This is a genomic window from Sphingobium sp. B2D3A, assembly GCF_025961795.1.
GTDB lineage: Bacteria > Pseudomonadota > Alphaproteobacteria > Sphingomonadales > Sphingomonadaceae > Sphingobium.
Genome location: NZ_JAOQOI010000001.1, coordinates 903,219 through 919,150, shown reverse-complemented (window position 1 = coordinate 919,150; position 15,932 = coordinate 903,219). Strand labels below are relative to the sequence as shown.

Annotated in this window: 14 protein-coding genes; 5 read left to right on the top strand and 9 right to left on the bottom strand. The window is 66.0% G+C overall.

Annotated features, from left to right (window positions below):
* Positions 1–91: 91 nt before the first annotated feature.
* Positions 92–970 (bottom strand): AraC family transcriptional regulator, encoded by an 879-nt coding sequence (locus M2337_RS04295; protein ID WP_264571815.1) that lies wholly within the window; start codon positions 968–970, stop codon positions 92–94.
* Between the two features lie 368 nt (positions 971–1,338).
* On the opposite strand from M2337_RS04295, the gene M2337_RS04290 reads away from it, so the two are divergent.
* The 3 genes from M2337_RS04290 (at position 1,339) to rpsT (ending at position 4,031) form a co-directional block, all read left to right on the top strand.
* Complete coding sequence (locus M2337_RS04290; RefSeq protein WP_264571814.1) at positions 1,339–2,376, top strand: quinone-dependent dihydroorotate dehydrogenase; 1,038 nt, start codon at positions 1,339–1,341, stop codon at positions 2,374–2,376.
* Positions 2,377–2,465: 89 nt separating this feature from the next.
* Positions 2,466–3,662 carry an AI-2E family transporter gene (locus M2337_RS04285; RefSeq protein ID WP_264571813.1) on the top strand — a complete coding sequence of 399 codons (1,197 nt, stop codon included), beginning with the start codon at positions 2,466–2,468 and terminating at the stop codon, positions 3,660–3,662.
* A 105-nt stretch (positions 3,663–3,767) separates the two neighbouring features.
* On the top strand, positions 3,768–4,031 hold the full coding sequence (gene rpsT / locus M2337_RS04280) for a 30S ribosomal protein S20 (RefSeq protein WP_181558404.1): 264 nt from the start codon (positions 3,768–3,770) through the stop codon (positions 4,029–4,031).
* 119 nt (positions 4,032–4,150) lie between these two features.
* Here rpsT and M2337_RS04275 read toward each other — a convergent pair whose 3' ends face one another.
* The 5 genes from M2337_RS04275 to M2337_RS04255 form a co-directional block, all read right to left on the bottom strand.
* The gene (locus M2337_RS04275) at positions 4,151–5,224 is read right to left on the bottom strand and encodes an AI-2E family transporter (RefSeq protein WP_264571812.1); all 1,074 of its coding nucleotides are present in this window, start codon (positions 5,222–5,224) and stop codon (positions 4,151–4,153) included.
* Positions 5,225–5,296: 72 nt separating this feature from the next.
* Positions 5,297–6,091 carry a DUF1206 domain-containing protein gene (locus M2337_RS04270; RefSeq protein ID WP_264571811.1) on the bottom strand — a complete coding sequence of 265 codons (795 nt, stop codon included), beginning with the start codon at positions 6,089–6,091 and terminating at the stop codon, positions 5,297–5,299.
* 130 nt (positions 6,092–6,221) lie between these two features.
* Positions 6,222–7,118: a transglutaminase family protein gene (locus tag M2337_RS04265; protein WP_264571810.1), complete on the bottom strand. Its 897-nt coding sequence runs from the start codon at positions 7,116–7,118 to the stop codon at positions 6,222–6,224.
* Positions 7,119–7,141: 23 nt separating this feature from the next.
* Positions 7,142–9,625: a circularly permuted type 2 ATP-grasp protein gene (locus M2337_RS04260; RefSeq protein WP_264571809.1), complete on the bottom strand. Its 2,484-nt coding sequence runs from the start codon at positions 9,623–9,625 to the stop codon at positions 7,142–7,144.
* Between the two features lie 14 nt (positions 9,626–9,639).
* On the bottom strand, positions 9,640–12,984 hold the full coding sequence (locus tag M2337_RS04255; RefSeq protein ID WP_264571808.1) for a DUF2126 domain-containing protein: 3,345 nt from the start codon (positions 12,982–12,984) through the stop codon (positions 9,640–9,642).
* 154 nt (positions 12,985–13,138) lie between these two features.
* On the opposite strand from M2337_RS04255, the gene M2337_RS04250 reads away from it, so the two are divergent.
* The gene (locus tag M2337_RS04250) at positions 13,139–13,417 is read left to right on the top strand and encodes a hypothetical protein (RefSeq protein ID WP_181558398.1); all 279 of its coding nucleotides are present in this window, start codon (positions 13,139–13,141) and stop codon (positions 13,415–13,417) included.
* A gap of 7 nt (positions 13,418–13,424) precedes the next feature.
* Here M2337_RS04250 and M2337_RS04245 read toward each other — a convergent pair whose 3' ends face one another.
* The gene (locus tag M2337_RS04245) at positions 13,425–13,982 is read right to left on the bottom strand and encodes an NADPH-dependent FMN reductase (protein WP_264571807.1); all 558 of its coding nucleotides are present in this window, start codon (positions 13,980–13,982) and stop codon (positions 13,425–13,427) included.
* A gap of 186 nt (positions 13,983–14,168) precedes the next feature.
* Between M2337_RS04245 and M2337_RS04240 the strand changes: the two genes are divergently transcribed.
* On the top strand, positions 14,169–14,303 hold the full coding sequence (locus tag M2337_RS04240) for an entericidin A/B family lipoprotein (protein ID WP_181558396.1): 135 nt from the start codon (positions 14,169–14,171) through the stop codon (positions 14,301–14,303).
* A gap of 79 nt (positions 14,304–14,382) precedes the next feature.
* Here M2337_RS04240 and M2337_RS04235 read toward each other — a convergent pair whose 3' ends face one another.
* Positions 14,383–15,135: an SDR family oxidoreductase gene (locus tag M2337_RS04235; protein WP_264571806.1), complete on the bottom strand. Its 753-nt coding sequence runs from the start codon at positions 15,133–15,135 to the stop codon at positions 14,383–14,385.
* A gap of 89 nt (positions 15,136–15,224) precedes the next feature.
* Entirely contained in the window at positions 15,225–15,905 is a 681-nt protein-coding gene (locus tag M2337_RS04230) for an epoxyqueuosine reductase QueH (RefSeq protein WP_264571805.1), read from the bottom strand.
* Positions 15,906–15,932 lie beyond the last annotated feature (27 nt).

Below are 15,932 nucleotides of genomic sequence, written 5' to 3'. Positions count from 1 at the left end.
CGGCGGAAATCAAGCCCGAAAGCAGAGCAATTCGCAGCGCGGGCGCTTCTGTTACGCCATCACGGGCGGGCAGGCGACAGCGGCTGGCGAGTCAGCTGATCTGACTCAGCTTGGCGATCCCGTCCTTCAGCTCCGCGCGCTTCATTGAGAGACGAATCACGATGCTGGCCCGCTCGCGCAGCTCCGTGGGCGTGAGACCCGTGAAATGCTTGATCTCGCGAATGAAATGCGATTGGTCATAGAAGGCATCGCCACTCACTTCCGCCCACTCCAGATCTTCGCGCGCGAGAACCTGGGCACAGCGCAGCGCGCGATACTTGCGCGCCAGATATTTGGGCGGCGCGCCATATAGGCGATTGCACCAGCGCGCCAGCTGGCGCGCGGAGAGGCCCGTCGTCTCCTGCAGCACCTCGACCCGGGGCGACTGCTCGTCTGCCAGCCAGCGATCCACGACCTCGATGAATCTGCGCTCCGCATCCGGGACGGGATGAAGGTGATCGCGGATGAAAGCCCAGAAGATATCTTCCGCGCTGCCGGGATCATCGATCCTCCGCAGCGCCGAGAGCATGTCGGTCCAGCCCGGGCCGAACCGGGCAGCGAGATCGACGACATCATCGGATGCCGCATCCGCATCGCCCGCCCGCAGCGCCGCCCAGCCCAGCGGTAGAACGGAAACGCCGAACACCTGCAGCGGCCCGTGCACATCGAAATGCGTCGCCGCGCTGGTCGCGCCGAGCAGGCAGCATTCAGGGGTCTCCGCCCGGTGCCCGTCCACGAACCGATAGGCGCCCGAACCGGCGAGCATGAAGCGAATTTGCGCGAAGTCCGCACGGGTATGGTCCGCCACGCGCGGCTGGTCCGCCGTGAACAAGTACATTGCGCCAAAATAATGTGCCAGATCGACAGGCGGAACGAAGTAGCTGAGCGCTACCATGTCCGCAGTATCGGCAACGGAGAATCTGTGACGCACGCGCGACCCTGACCACTCTCCAGGGAAAGACGAGCCGAAATGTTCGATCGGAACTGGCAGTTCGGCAGGGCCAAGGCCACGCCATCGCGTGCTCCACCCTGACCGACCTTTCGCACAAATCGCTGATGCGGCAAATAAAAAAGCGGCCCGGCAGGCAATATCACCCGCCAGACCGCTAAAGTTCAAGGTCTCTGAGCCAAATGACCAAGAGCCCTTCGGGTCGCAGTCTCGCCGTAACGCGATTCGTTCAGCTTGGATTGGACGGAATCGTCATGATAATGCGAATCGTAGCCCGGTGGACATTCCACGCCACGGCTCCGTCGCGCTGCCCTTTGACCGCTTGACCGAGCGCTGGCATAGCGCGCGGCATGTACCAGAAGCTCCGCCCTCTCCTGTTCGCGCTCGACGCGGAGCGCGCCCATGGGCTCGCCCTTGCCGCGCTGCGCCTGCCTTTGCCCTCCGCCCCCAAGCCGGACCCAGTTCTGGCCCAGCGGCTGTTCGGACTGGACTTCGCCAGCCCCGTCGGCCTCGCTGCCGGGTTCGACAAGAATGGCGAGGTGATTGACCGGGTCGGCGCGCTGGGCTTCGGCTTTGGAGAACTGGGGACGCTGACCCCACGCCCACAGGTCGGCAATCCACGCCCGCGCATTTTCCGGCTGGTCGAGGATGGCGGCATCATCAACCGGCTGGGGTTCAACAATGGCGGGCAACCGGCGGCCTGCGCCCGGCTCGGTCGACGCGGCAAGCCACGGGGGCTGATCATCGGCATCAATATCGGCGCCAACAAGGACACCGAGGATCGCATTGCCGATTATGAGGAAGGCGTGCGGGCCATGAGCCCCCATTGCCATTACCTCACCGTCAATGTGTCCTCGCCCAATACCCCCGGCCTGCGCGCCCTGCAGGACCGGGGCGCGCTCGACGCCCTGCTCGGCCGCGTGATGGCCGCGCGTGCAGAGGATGGGCCGCCGATGCTGCTCAAGATCGCACCCGATCTCGAGCCGGCGGACGTCGACGACATCGCGGAACTGGCTTTGCAGCACCGCATCGACGGACTGATCGTAACGAACACCACGATCAGCCGTCCGGCCTCCCTCCGCTCCGCCAATGCCGGGGAATCGGGTGGCCTGTCCGGCGCACCGCTGCATGATATGGCCCTTGGCCGCCTGCGCGATTTCCGCCAGCGCCTCGGCGACCGGCTGCCGTTGATCGGCGCCGGCGGCATCCGTACCGCCGAGCAGGCCTATGCCCGCATCCGCGCCGGCGCCAGCCTCATCCAGCTCTATTCGGCGATGGTCTATGAGGGGCCGTATCTGCCCGCGCGCATCAATGCCGGGCTCGCCGATCTCTTGCGCCGGGATGGGTTCACGTCGATCAGCCAGGCCGTCGGGGTCAACACGCGCTGAGGAATTGCCGGCCTCAACGGATCGACATTGCCTTTGCGCTGTTTTTGCGATGAGGTCGCGCCAGACGAACTGAACGGAATTCGCCCAGCATGGATGCCAGCCCACCGCCCCGCAAGATCGAGGATCACGCCTTTCTCGCGCTGGTCATCCTCATCACGGTCGCCTTCGCGTTCATTCTGGAGCCTTATTTCCAGGCGATCCTGTGGGGCGTGATCATCGCCATCCTGTTCCAGCCGGTGCATCGCGAGATTCGCGACATCATGCCGCGCTGGCCCAGCGCCGCTGCCGGCCTGACGTTGCTGCTCATCATCGCACTGGTGATCGTACCGGCGCTGCTGCTCACCATCGCGCTGATTCAGGAAGCGAGCGTGTTCTACGCGCGCATCCAGTCCGGCGAGATCAACTTCGCGCAATTGTTCGATGACCTGCGCGCCAGCATGCCCGCTTGGTCCGAAAGCTGGCTCCAGCGTTACGGGCTGGACAATTTCAGTGCGGCGCAAGAGCGGCTGCGCGACGCGGCGGCAGACATCTTCCAGTTCGTGGCGGCGCAGGCGGTCAACATCGGCCAGAGCGCGTTCAGCCTGTTCATCGCGTTCACGGTGATGCTCTATCTCACCTATTTCCTGCTCCGCGATGGCGAGCGGCTGCTCGAGAGCGTGATCAAGCGCATGCCGCTGCGCGATGGGCCGCGTCGCGAACTGCTCCGCCAGTTCGTGTTAGTGATCCGCGCGACCGTGAAGGGCAGCATCATTGTCGCCATTGTGCAGGGCTTCATCGGCGGCGTCGTGTTCTGGCTGCTGGGCGTGGAAGGCGCCTTGCTCTGGGGCGTGATGATGGGCTTCTTCTCGCTGCTGCCCGCCGTGGGCACTGGCATCGTCTGGGTGCCAGTCGCGGTCTATCTCCTGGTCAGCGGCGCGCTGGTCGAGGCGCTCATCCTCATCTTCTGCGGCATCTTCGTCATCGGCATGGTGGACAATCTATTGCGGCCGATCCTTGTCGGGCGGGATACGAGGATGCCGGACTATCTGGTGCTCATCACCACGCTGGGCGGGCTGCAACTGTTCGGCTTCAGCGGGCTAGTGATCGGTCCGGTCATCGCTGCCCTGTTCATCGCCACCTGGAACATCGTGGCCGGGATGCGCGGGCAGGATGAGGCCGCGCTCCCCATCACGGAGCCAGACGACCTGCCGGATGCCGCTTCCGTCCCGGTCGGCGAGGTGGAAGCGCGCTTGCGCACGGATACGGCAGGCACGCAGAAGCCGGCTTCGTCGCCACAAGGCGGTTGACGCTGTCCCGGATCAGGGCTAATGGCCCGGCCTTCGCGCGCCTGCGGCTTCCGCCTGGCGAGTCGGGCCGCGCGCCCAAAAACAGTTTCGAGTTCGAGGAATTTCATGGCCAATACGCCGCAGGCAAAGAAGCGCATTCGTCGCAACGCACGTCGCGCCGAGATCAACGGTAGCCGCATGAGCCGCATCCGCACCCTCGTGAAGAAGGTGGAAGCAGCGGTCGCAGCGGGTGACAAGTCGGCGGCGCAGGCAGCCCTTTCCGCCGCGCAGCCCGAGCTGTCGCGTGGCGTGGCCCGTGGCGTGCTCCACAAGAACACCGCCTCGCGCAAGTTCAGCCGCCTGACCAAGAGCGTCGCCGGCCTGGCCTGAGCGCTCTCGCGGATTTCGAGACAAGAACGGCGTCGGATTTTCCGGCGCCTTTTTTGTTGTCCGGACGAGCGGCTGGCCCCGCCCGTCCCTCATGATCAGCCGCGCCTCTCGCGCGCCCGTCAGTCCTGCCCGGCGATCTTGATCTTCTTCCCAAGCAGCGTGCGCACATAGATGCGCTGGACCATCACGAAGACCACCACCGTCAGCGGCGCAGCCAGCAGCATGCCCATGAAGCCGAACAGAAGCCCGGCCGCCACTACCGCGAAGAGCAGCACGGCGGGCGGCACGTCCACGGCCTGTTTCTGAATCATTGGCTGCAGGAAATTGCCCTGCAACTGCTGGATGACGAGGAACACCAGGGTGGTCCACAGGGCAGTCATCGGCGACACGGTAAAGGCCAGCAACACGGCCGGCACGCCCGCGATGATCGGGCCGATCATCGGGATCACATCCAGCAGGCCCGCAATGATGCCAAGGCCGCCTGCTGCGGGCACGCCCAACGCCGCAAGCCCGGCCCAGGTCAACGCCGCCACGACCACCGACGAGACAGCCTGTCCCATCATCCAGCCTCGCAAGCCGCGCACCGCATCATCGAGTGCCTCGCCGAGCGGGGATTCGGCCCGCTGGGGCATCAGCAAGATGAGGCCGCGCCGATAGACGGCGGGATCGCTGGCGATGAAGATGGCGCCGACGAACAGCAGCACCAGATTGGCGATGCCGTTGCCCGCCGTGAGCGCATAACCGCCGGCCTGAGACAGAAGGTTGGAAAGGTCGCCCTGACCCTGCTCGATCAGGTCGCGGGTGGCGTCGCCGAGGCCAAACCGCTCCAGCAGCGCCTGCACCTGATCGATGGCGGGCGGGATGCTGTCCCGGATGGTGTCGAACTCACCCACGATCTGCGTGCCGAACAGCGTGAAGGCGCCGGTGATGACCGCCAGCAGCGTCACCACCGCAAGCGCCAGCCCCAGTCCGCGCGGCAGCCCGGGGATGCGGCAGATGACGCGGGTTATGGCATCGAGAATGGCCGCCAGCACCAAAGCCGCAAAGACCAGCAGCAGCAGGCCGGACATTTTGACGAACAGCCACGCCGTGCCCACGACCGCCAGAATGATCACGGTCGCCATGGCGATTCGCGCGCCCGGACCTTGCCGTTCGCGCGGCGCCGGATCCGCCTCGCGGTGCTGAACTGTCATGACATCCCCCTTATCGTTCACCGCCAGCTTAATGCTTGGTGGTGCCTGTGCAATGTACCGTTGGGCTCCCGCTCACCAGCCGAAGCGTGACGCGCCGCTTGCCAAAGGGCCGGCCGAAACGGTCTGCAGGCGCCGGTAACGTGCTTCGATCAGGCTGAACATGCCAAAGCCGAGCAAGCCGATGGCAATCAGAATGTCCCAGGGATTGGTCAGCCAGGCGAGCGCGTCCGACATGCCGCCGGCCTCGCTTGCCTGAGAATCCAGCCCCGCAGAGATCAGAAAGCCGCCGGTAATCAAAAACACTGCCCCGCGCGCGGCATAGCCCAACCGTCCGGTCCACTGCGCCCAGGCCTTGCGCGCGACCTGCGGTTCCAGATGCTTAAGATAGCTGCCCTTGGCGGCCTTGACGAGCTGGTACAGTCCCGTACCGATCAGGATCAGGCCGCCGATGATGAGCAGGATAAAGCCACCGGGCAGTTGGAGGGCGCTCTGTGCGCCTTCCTCCGTCCCGCCGCCCGAGCCACCGGAGGTGCCCTGCATCAACCGGATCGCCTGCCACGCCAGAAACAGGTGGATCAGGCCGCTCGCCGCCGCGCCGACGCGGCTGATCTTGCCCTTGGTATCATCATCATGCTGCTCGATGTTGAAAGCGGCGTCCGACAGCCGCCAGAGCCCATAGCCGATCAACCCCGCCGCCATCAGGCCAAGGAAAATCATGCCGCCGCCATCGCCGAGATATTCAAGGGCGCCCGACGGATCCTCGGCCCGCCCGGCCCGCAACACGAGAAAGGCAATGACGATGTAAAGCGCGCCACGGGTCGCGAAGCCGGCGCGCGCGAGCATCGTCAGTCTGGCTCCGGCATCCATGTACGCATCTCCCTGTTCACCGACGCTAACGATCAGGGCGCAGCGACGTTCCGCGCCGATGCGTCGATCGGATCAGGTTCGCTCGACCGGGAGAGGTCGCTCATAAGGGAGGCCTTGGACCGTGCAACGGTCAGGCGGTGGTGGCGCGGCTGTCCATGGGTGACACGTCCACCGAATTGAAGGTCTTCTGGGAATGGCCGCCGACGAACACGCCGTCGATGGGCGAGATGTCCGAATAATCCCGGCCCACGCCGACGACGAGATGATCGCCATTGGCGAGCACGCCATTGGTGGGATCGATCCCCACCCAGCCGCGCAGGGGACCGCACCACAAGGCCACCCAGGCGTGCATCGCGTCCGCGCCGACCAGCCGCGCTTGCCCCGGCGGCGGATCGGTCCGCAGATAGCCGCTCACATAAGCCGCCGGCAAACCGGCGGCACGCAGCGCGACGATGAGGATGTGCGCGAAATCCTGGCAGACGCCGCGCCGGATGGAGAAGGCCTCGGCCACCGGCGTATCGGCTTCGGTTGCCTTGGTGTCGTAATGGAAGGTCGCCTGAATGTGCCGGGCCAGCGCCAGTGCCGCGCTCAGGCAGTCCGCATCGGGCGCCAGATGCGGCCGCGCCCAGGCGGCGATCTGCGGCACGAGCGGTAGCAAGCGGGATGGGAAGATATAGGTCACGGGGGACATCGGCCCGACATCCATGACGGCTAGCGCCGCCTGCGCCACCTTCGTCACGCTCATCTGGGCGCCAAGCAGATCCAGCTCGGCCTCGCTCACATCGGCAATGAAGGTGGAGCGCACTTCCAGCGAGGCCACCGGCTTGAGCATCTCGATGCGGGTGAGGTTGAACGGATAGGCCCCGACGCGCTCTTGGCGCACGTCGGGCACTGGATCGACGATGAGGCGATAGTCCCGCACCTGCTGACCCGGCCATGCGATGGGCGCGAGCCGCAGATTGAAATGCGCCAGCCGCACGGCCGGATCATAATCGACGCGGATGATGTGGCTGACCCGATATCTCATCGCCTGTTATACATCCGCCTCATCTATGCCAGCCGCGTCATGCCGGAGGCGCGCGGCGCATCCTCGCCCTTGAGGAAGAAGCGATCATCGATCCGGTCGGAGAGATCGAGCAGCGCCGTCTCGATGACCTCCAGATCGCGCGCCGTGAGCATCTCGGCCGAGGCGGCATGCAGACGGGCAGAGAGCGCCAGAGCGAGTTGTACCGGCGGCTCGGGCATCCCGTCGTCGCGCAGCGTCGGCAAGGCGCGGAGATGATCGAGGATGGCATCGACCTGAAAGGCAAGCGAGCGCGGATTGCCCGGCTCCAGCAGCAGCATGTCGCGCACCGGCGCCAGCGCCAGACCGGAGAGGTAGCGGGTGCGATAGCTGATCTGGCAATCGCACAGATCCAGAAACAGATTGAGATCGTGCCCATTGGCATCGTCGCCGGCAAAGGTGCGCGCCAGCCGGCAAAGGTGGATGGCGCGCTCCAGCCGCCGGCCCAGCTCCAGGAAACGCCAGCCCGCACCGCGCACCATATTCTCGGCAGACAGGCCGGAGAGCGCCGCACAACGATCCAGCAGCCGCGCGACATGGGCCATGAGCTGAGATTCGCGCGCTTCGCTCACCCGGTCGATCTGGCGGCTGAGCAAGCGCCAGAAATCCACCGCCAGCCGCTCGCGCAGGCCCCGGCCAATCGCTTCGGCCGCCTCGAACAGGGATTGGACGCTACCCGGCATCTCCGGATCGCTGAGCGCATGGACGCAGAGCTTGCCGGTGCCTTCACCCAGCTTGTCCTTGCGGGCGCTGCCCCAGGCAACCAGCGTATCGGCCACGCGGCCGAGCGTCGGGCGGTCGAGCGCGGAGGCTGCCTCGCCTTCGATGCTGCCGCCGATCAGCACGCGGATCATCCGCAGCACCATTTCGCCACGCTCCAGATAGCGCGCGAGCCAAAAGAAGTTATCCGCCGCCTTGCTGGGCAGCGTGCCGGCGACGCGGCGAATGGCGACCGGCGCGCCGCTGTCGAGCGTGACCACTGCCGTCTGCGGCTCATCGGCGACAATGCAGACGTCGGCGGACATGTCGCCCTGCCCCATCAGCACCGCCCGCATGTCGTCATGGGCCGCGAGCCGCGCAAACCCGCCCGGCATTGCGCGCCACTGGCCATGCGCATCGCGGGCGAGGAAGGCGCGCAGGATGAACGGGCGCGGCAGCAGCACGCCATCGACCAGCGCCGGCGTGGTGGACAGTTGCACCAGTTCCTGCCCGATATAATCCATCGGGCGCTGCTGCAGCTCGGCGAGGAACGCGGCATTCTCGGCAGGGCTGAGGCGCGAGGCCAGGCGCGCGCGGCCATGGGGGATCGCCGGCACCGGCAAGCCGAAGGCAGAGCCGATGGCCAGCCGGTCCGCCTGCTCGCGGACATGGGCGCGCTCCTTCGCTTGCCCGCACCACCATGTCGCAACATTGGGAATGCGCAGCGGCTCGCCGAGCAACTTGCGGCAGAGGCGCGGCAGGAACGCGGCGAGCGCTGGCGTCTCCAGCACCCCGGCGCCGGGCCAGTTGGCGATGACAAGGCCGCCGTGGCGCATCGCCTCGAAAATATCCGGCACGCCGATGGTCGAGCGCGAATCGAACGCCAGCGGATCGAGCAGGTCCGTGCCCATCCGCCGCCACAGCCCATCGACCCGCTTCACACCCTCGACGGTGCGGACGTAAAGCTGCCCGTCGCGCACAGTAAGATCCTGCCCCTCGACCAGCAGGATGCCAAGATAGCGCGCAAGGTGTGCTTGCTCGGCATAGCTCTGGTTGTAGCGCCCCTGCGTCAGCAGCGCGATGCGCGGATCGGGCCGGGCGCAGATGGCGGCGAGGCCCTGCCGAAAATCGGAGAAGAAGGGCGCCAGCCGCACGAAATTGACGATGCCGAGCGCATCGTCCGTCGCGCGCGTCATCGCGAGGCGGTTCTCCAGCGCATAGCCCGCGCCGACCGGCGTGCGGACATAATCGGCCAGCACCCGCCATTCGCCATCCGGCCCGCGCGCCAGATCGACCGCGTAGAATTGCAGCCGGTGGCCGCGCGGCGGCGGCAGGCCGCGCATCTGCCGCCAATAATCCGGCGCGCCGGCCACGATCGCCGCCGGCAGTTCGCCACTGGCGACAAGGCTGCACGCGCCATAAAGATCATCGAGCACATGCTCGAGCAGATCGGCCCGCTGCGCCAGACCCGCCTCAATGCCCTGCCATTGCGTCGCGTGGATCAGCATCGGCACGGGACTGAGCGGCCAGACGCGCTCCTCGACCTCACCAGTCAGGCGAAAGGCCATGCCGAGATCGACGACCTGCTGGTCGGCCCGGGCCTGCAGACCGGCGAAGCCGCCCCGCGCGGCGCTGGCAATGGCACCGAACATCGCTTCCCAGCGATGCGCCATGGCAGGATCGCCCTGCGCCGCGAGCATGAGGTCACCGCGCCCAGCTTCCCGCGCATAGCGCGCGAGGGCCTGGCCGATGTCCTCTTCCCCGGCAGTCATGGCAAGCGACGCATTCAAAGGGTCGCGGGCCGTCGCAGATCGAGCGTCAATGGAAATTCCCCCGTTTTCTCGTCCGGCGGCAGCGCCATGGAGCCCGGCGTATGGCCATGATCTTGGAACCGCGCCTTGCGCCGCGCCTCCGCCTCATAGGCATTGACCGGAACGTCGTCATAATTGCGTCCGCCCGGATGCGCCACATGATAGACGCAGCCGCCGAGCGACCGGCCGCTCCACGCGTCGAACACGTCGAACGTCAGGGGCGCATTGACCGGCAGGCGCGGGTGGAGACAGTCCGAGGGAGCCCAGGCCTTGTAGCGCACGCCGCCCACGGCCTCGCCCGCCACGCCAGTGGCTGCCAATGGCACCCGACGCCCGTTGCAGGCGACGACATGCCGCCCCTCGACCAGCCCGGAGACGCGCACCTGCAGCCGCTCGGTCGAACTGTCCACATAGCGCACGGTCCCGCCGATCGCGCCGGTTTCACCCAGCACATGCCAAGGCTCCAGCGCATGGGAAATCTCCAGTTCCAGCCCGCCGGCCCGTACCGCGCCATGGACAGGAAAGCGGAACTGCTTCTGAGCCTCGAACCAGTTGGGATCGAAATCATAGCCGGCCCGGCGGAGGTCGCCGAGCACATCGAGAAAATCCTCCCAGACGAAATGGGGCAGCATGAAGCGATCGTGCAGGCGGGTGCCCCAGCGCACGAGATTGCCCTCCTGCGGCGCACGCCAGAACCAGGCGGTGAGCGCGCGCAGCAGCAATTGCTGGGCCAGGCTCATCCGCGCGTCCGGCGGCATCTCGAAGCCGCGGAACTCGACCAGCCCCAGCCGCCCGGTCGGTCCATCGGGCGAGAACATCTTGTCGATGCAGATCTCGGTGCGGTGCGTATTGCCAGTCACGTCCACCAGCAGGTTGCGGAACAGCCGGTCGACCAGCCAGGGAGGTGGCGTGGCGCCTTCCCCCGGTTTCGGCACCTGCGCCAGCGCCACCTCCAGCTCGTACAGCCCGTCATGCCGCGCCTCGTCGATTCGGGGTGCCTGGCTGGTGGGGCCAATAAACAGACCGGAAAAGAGATAGCTGAGCGAAGGATGGCGCTGCCAGTAGAGCACGAAGCTCTTGAGCAGGTCCGGCCTGCGGATGAACGGTGAATCGGTGAGGCTCGGCCCGCCGAGCACGAGATGATTGCCGCCACCCGTCCCCACCGCGCGCCCATCGACCATGAACTTGTCGGCCGTGAGCTTGAGCGCCCGCGCGACATCGTAGAGCGTTTCGGTCAGTTCGACCGTCTCGCCCCATGTCGCGACCGGCTGCACATTGACCTCGATGACGCCGGGATCGGGCGTGATCTTGAGCACCTGCAGGCGCGGATCGGGCGGCGGGGCGTAGCCTTCAATCCGCACTTCGACGCGCATGGCGCAGGCTGCGGCCTCCACCTGCGCGATCAGCTCCAGATAGTCCTCCAACTCGCGCACCGGCGGCAGGAAGACGGAGAGATAATGCGCCTTGGGTTCAACGGTGATCGCCGTGCGCACCGCGCCCTCGATGATCTCCTGCTCCACCCGCTCCTGCGCAGCCGCGCCGCCGGCCTCCGCGCGGGAGGCAACCATCTGCTCGCGCACATCCGGCCGGCGCGCCCGCTCCGCGCGCTGGACATGATAATCCGCAAGCGGCTCGCGCGGTTCGCTGGTGTCGCGCGGGTGGATATACGGGAAGTCGGCCGGCGGCACGAAGGGCAGCGAGCCCAGCGGCAAGCGATAGCCCAGCGAGCTGTCGCCCGGCACGGCATGGAGCTTGCCCCGGCGCACCGCCCAGACCTCGCTCTGCCAGCGTGGCTTGGTCTGCGCGGCCTGCCAGCGCTGGATGGGCAGGGCATAGCCGACAGGCTCGACCAGCCCCATCGCAAACGCCTTCTTCATCCGCTCGCGCGCCTCGACATCGCTGAGCTTGTTATCGTCGGGCGTCACATTGACGGGCAAATCTTCCGCCTTGCGCGCCCACTCCTGCTCATCCTCATAGACCGGCGCGACATAATCGGGCTGAACCTCAAGGCCTGCGGCGATAGTCGCGAGGAAGCGCGCGGCAAGCGCCGGGGTCGCGAGCGGCTTTCCCTCCGCCTCCTCCCGCGCGATCAGCATCGGGTCGCGCCACACTGGCACGCCATCCTTGCGCCAGTAGACCGCATAGGCCCAGCGCGGCAGGCTCTCGCCGGGATACCATTTGCCCTGACCGTGGTGGAGCATCCCGCCCGGCGCGAATTTCTCCCGCAGCGCCCGCACCAGCTTGTCCGCATAGCCCTGCTTGGTCGGGCCGACGGCGCCGCCGTTCCACTCATCCTCCTGCCCGCCATTCTCGGCGACGAAGGTCGGCTCGCCGCCGGTCGTCAGCCGCACATCCTGCGCGACGAGGTCGGCGTCGACCTGTTCGCCCAGCCCCTGCACGGCGTCCCAGCGCTCATCGGTGAACGGTTTGGTGATCCGCACCGCCTCGGCAATGCGCGAGACGCGCATCTCGAAGCGGAAGTCCACTTCCGCCGGCTCCGCCAGCCCCTCGATGGGCGAAGCCGAGCGATAATGGGGCGATGCACAGAGCGGGATATGCCCCTCCCCGGCGAACATGCCGGAGGTGGCATCCAGCGCGATCCAGCCAGCGCCCGGCACATAGACTTCCGCCCAGGCGTGGAGATCGACCACGTCGCGCGCCACGCCCTTGGGGCCTTCCACTGGCTCGACATCCGCAACGAGCTGGATCGAATAGCCCGAGACGAACCGCGCCGCGAAACCCAGCCGCCGCACCAGCTGCACCAGCAGCCAGGCGCTGTCCCGGCAGGAACCGGTGCCGATCTGCAGGGTCTCTTCCGGGGTCTGCACCCCGGTTTCCATGCGGATGACATAGCCGATGCGCTGTTCGAGCTGGCGATTGATCTCCACCAGAAAATCGATGGTGCGGCCCTGATGGCCCGCATGCTGCGCGACCAGCGCCTCGAACAGTGGCCCCTGCGCCTCCACCTCGAAATAGGCGGCCAGATCCGTTTTCAGCGCCTCGTCATAGGCGAACGGATACTCCTCGGCATAAGGCTCGACGAAGAAATCGAACGGATTGATGACGTCGAGATCGGCGAGCAGATCCACTTCCACCACGAACCGGTCGACCGGATCGGGAAAGACCAGCCGCGCCTGCCAATTGCCGTGCGGGTCCTGCTGCCAGTTGATGAAATGGCCCTCTGGCTCGATCCGCAGCGCATAGTTCGGCACCTTGGTGCGACTGTGCGGCGCGGGTCGAAGCCGGATGATCTGCGGCCCGAGACGGATCGGCCTGCTGTAGTGATAGGCCGTGCGATGATAGACTGCAGCTTTGAGCATCCGCGCAGTGAATGCGAATATTGTGCAATGCGCAATAGACAATGCACGCCCGGTGCGCCAACGGCTCGGCCCGGCCTTTCCAAAACGTTAAGAAACGGCGGTCAGGGATTGCACGAGCAGGACGGCGCGCAAGCCGGGCGCAACAGAGGAAGGCATGGCGGAACAGGATTTCAGGCGGCAGGAGTATATTTCCGGGGCGCTTATCGATTGGGAGCGGCGCGGCGCTGACCATGGCGTCATCCTGACGCTGCATATCGCCGAAAGCGGCATGCGCGGGGGCCACCACCGGGTGTCGACGGCACTCAACGACCGCCAGTTGCGCGCGCTGACCCGCGATCTCATGCGGGCAGCTCGTGCGCGTGGCCTCAGCATCGAATCGCGCACGCCGCTGCGCACGCGAATCTGGCGGCGCCTCAAGTCGATCGTGAACTGAGCGGCGCTCAGCCCGCCCGGTCGATCAGCTTGCGAAATGCGTCGAGGAAGCTGCGGAAAAAATCCTCCGTCTTCTTGTCCGTCAGCCGGCCGTCATCCTCGAACAGCTTGGCCGCATTGCCGACATAGGCCTCGGGCTGCTGGAGGATCGGCGTGTCCTGAAAGACCAGCATCTGGCGCAGATGATGATTGGCGCCGAACCCGCCAAGCGCTCCCGGCGAGACGGTCATGATCGCCGCGGGCTTACCCATCCACACGCTCTGGCCATAGGGCCGCGAGCCAACGTCGATAGCGTTCTTGAGCACGCCCGGCACCGAGCGGTTATATTCGGGCGTGACGAACAGCAACGCGTCGGCCGGGGCGATCTCCTTGCGAAAGCGCGTCCACGCTGCCGGCGGACTGTCGGTCTCCGCATCTTCATCATAATGCGGCAAATCGCCGATCTCGACGATCCGCAGTACCATATCGTCATCGGCGAGGCGTGCCAGCTCCAGGGCGGCCTTGCGGTTATACGAGTCCTTGCGCAGACTGCCCACGATTACCGCGACATCGATCTTCCCGCTCATCACTGACCCTTTCATCTGGTTGCTATCCGGCGCGGCCAAGGCGCAGCCGTCTCACCTTCCTGAACGGCCCGACGAGGCGCGCGTTCCCTGACACCTTCCCTGCAAGCTGCGCCCGCCGACCGGGAATCGCAACCGAACCCTCGCTCAAGCATTTCATCGCCCGGAACAAACAGAAGGAAGACGATCATGAAACAGCGCGGCACATTGATTCTGCTGCTCGGCGCGGCCCTCGCACTCCAGGCTTGCGCGACCGTCAAAGGCGCCGGCAAGGACATCGAATCGGTTGGTCAGGCCGGGCAGGAAGTGATCGACGGCAACTAAGCGAGAGTGACACGGGCGGCCTTGATACGGCCGCCCGATCTTTCAAGAGCCCGCCCGCCGACTGCCAACGTCCCCAGCATCACAATTTGACGGCGGCGTTGCCCCCATCCGCCCACAGCGCCGAGCCAGTCACAAAGCTCGCCATGTCGCTGGCCAAAAATAGCGCCGCCTGCGCGATTTCTTCCGGCTGGGCGATCCGCTTCATGGCATGAAGACTTGCCGCCCAGGCCTGCTGATCGGCATCACCTGCCATCCTGGTCGCTGTCCCGCCCGGCAATAAGGCGTTCGCGCGGATCCTCTGCGCGCCATAATCGGCCGTAATGCCGCGCACGAGGCCAAGCAGCCCTGCCTTCGCCGCCCCATAAGCCGACATGCCCGGCAAGCCTACGCTGTTGCCTACGAAGCTGCCGGTGAAAACAAGTGCGCCGCCGCCTTGATCGAGCATGGCTGGAATCTGCGCCCGGGCACCAAGGAAGGCCGCCGTCAGGTTGACCGCCAGCACCTGCGACCAATCCTCCGGCGTGAGATCTGCCAGCGGCTGCATCGGCCCGACAAGCCCGGCATTGTTGAACGCGATATGCAGCCCCCCGAAGGTCTCACAGGCGACCGCGACGGCTCGGCGGTGCGTCTCCTCATCGCGCACGTCGCCCGCGACGATGGCCGCACGACCACCCTGCGATCTGATGGACTCGGCGAGGCTCTCAAGCGCCGCCTTGCGCCGGGCAACCAGCACGACGGCCGCGCCCTGTTGCGCGAACAGCAGCGCAGCGGCGCGCCCGATCCCCGAACTCGCGCCAGTGATGATGGCGACTTTGCGATCCAGTAATGTCATGATTCAGCTCCATAAGTGGAGCCGATCAGCTAGACGCGCGGCCGGACGGACGCGTCCCGTTTCTTGTGGTCAAACCCCTCCCGCGCGGCTCAGCCCTGCGCGGAAGGCTCGTCCCCATAATACAGCTCGCCGATACGGATTTCCTCACGGCCTTGGGCGACCCGGTGCGCGTTGGTGTCGCGCAGCGAGAAGACGCAGCCGCAATATTCCTGCTGGTAGAAGCGCTCACGCTTGCTGATCTCGATCATCCGGGCCGCGCCACCGCCCTTGCGCCAGTTGAACGTCCAATATTTGATGCCGGGATAATGCGCCGCCGCGCGCTCCCCGCAATCATTAATCTGGTTCATGTTCTTCCAGCGCGAGATGCCAAGCGAGGAGGTGATGACCGGGAAGCCATGCTCATGCGCGTAAAGCGCCGTGCGCTCGAAACGCATGTCGAAGCACATGGTGCAACGCGCGCCGCGCTCGGGCTCATTCTCCATGCCCTTGGCGCGCTTGAACCAGTTCACCGTGTCATAGTCCGCATCCACGAAGGGAATATTATGCTGCTCGGCAAAGCGGATATTCTCCTCCTTGCGCAGCAGATATTCCTCCTTGGGGTGGATGTTCGGATTGTAGAAGAAGATGGTGTAGTCGATGCCGCTCGCGGTCATCGCTTCCATCACCTCGCCCGAGCAGGGCGCGCAACAGCTGTGCAGCAGCACCTTCTTCTCGCCATCGGGCGGCGTGATGACCGGGCGTTCGTAATCGAGGCTATTGGGGTTCGTCATGGCGCGCGCCCATAGCAGATCGCCGGG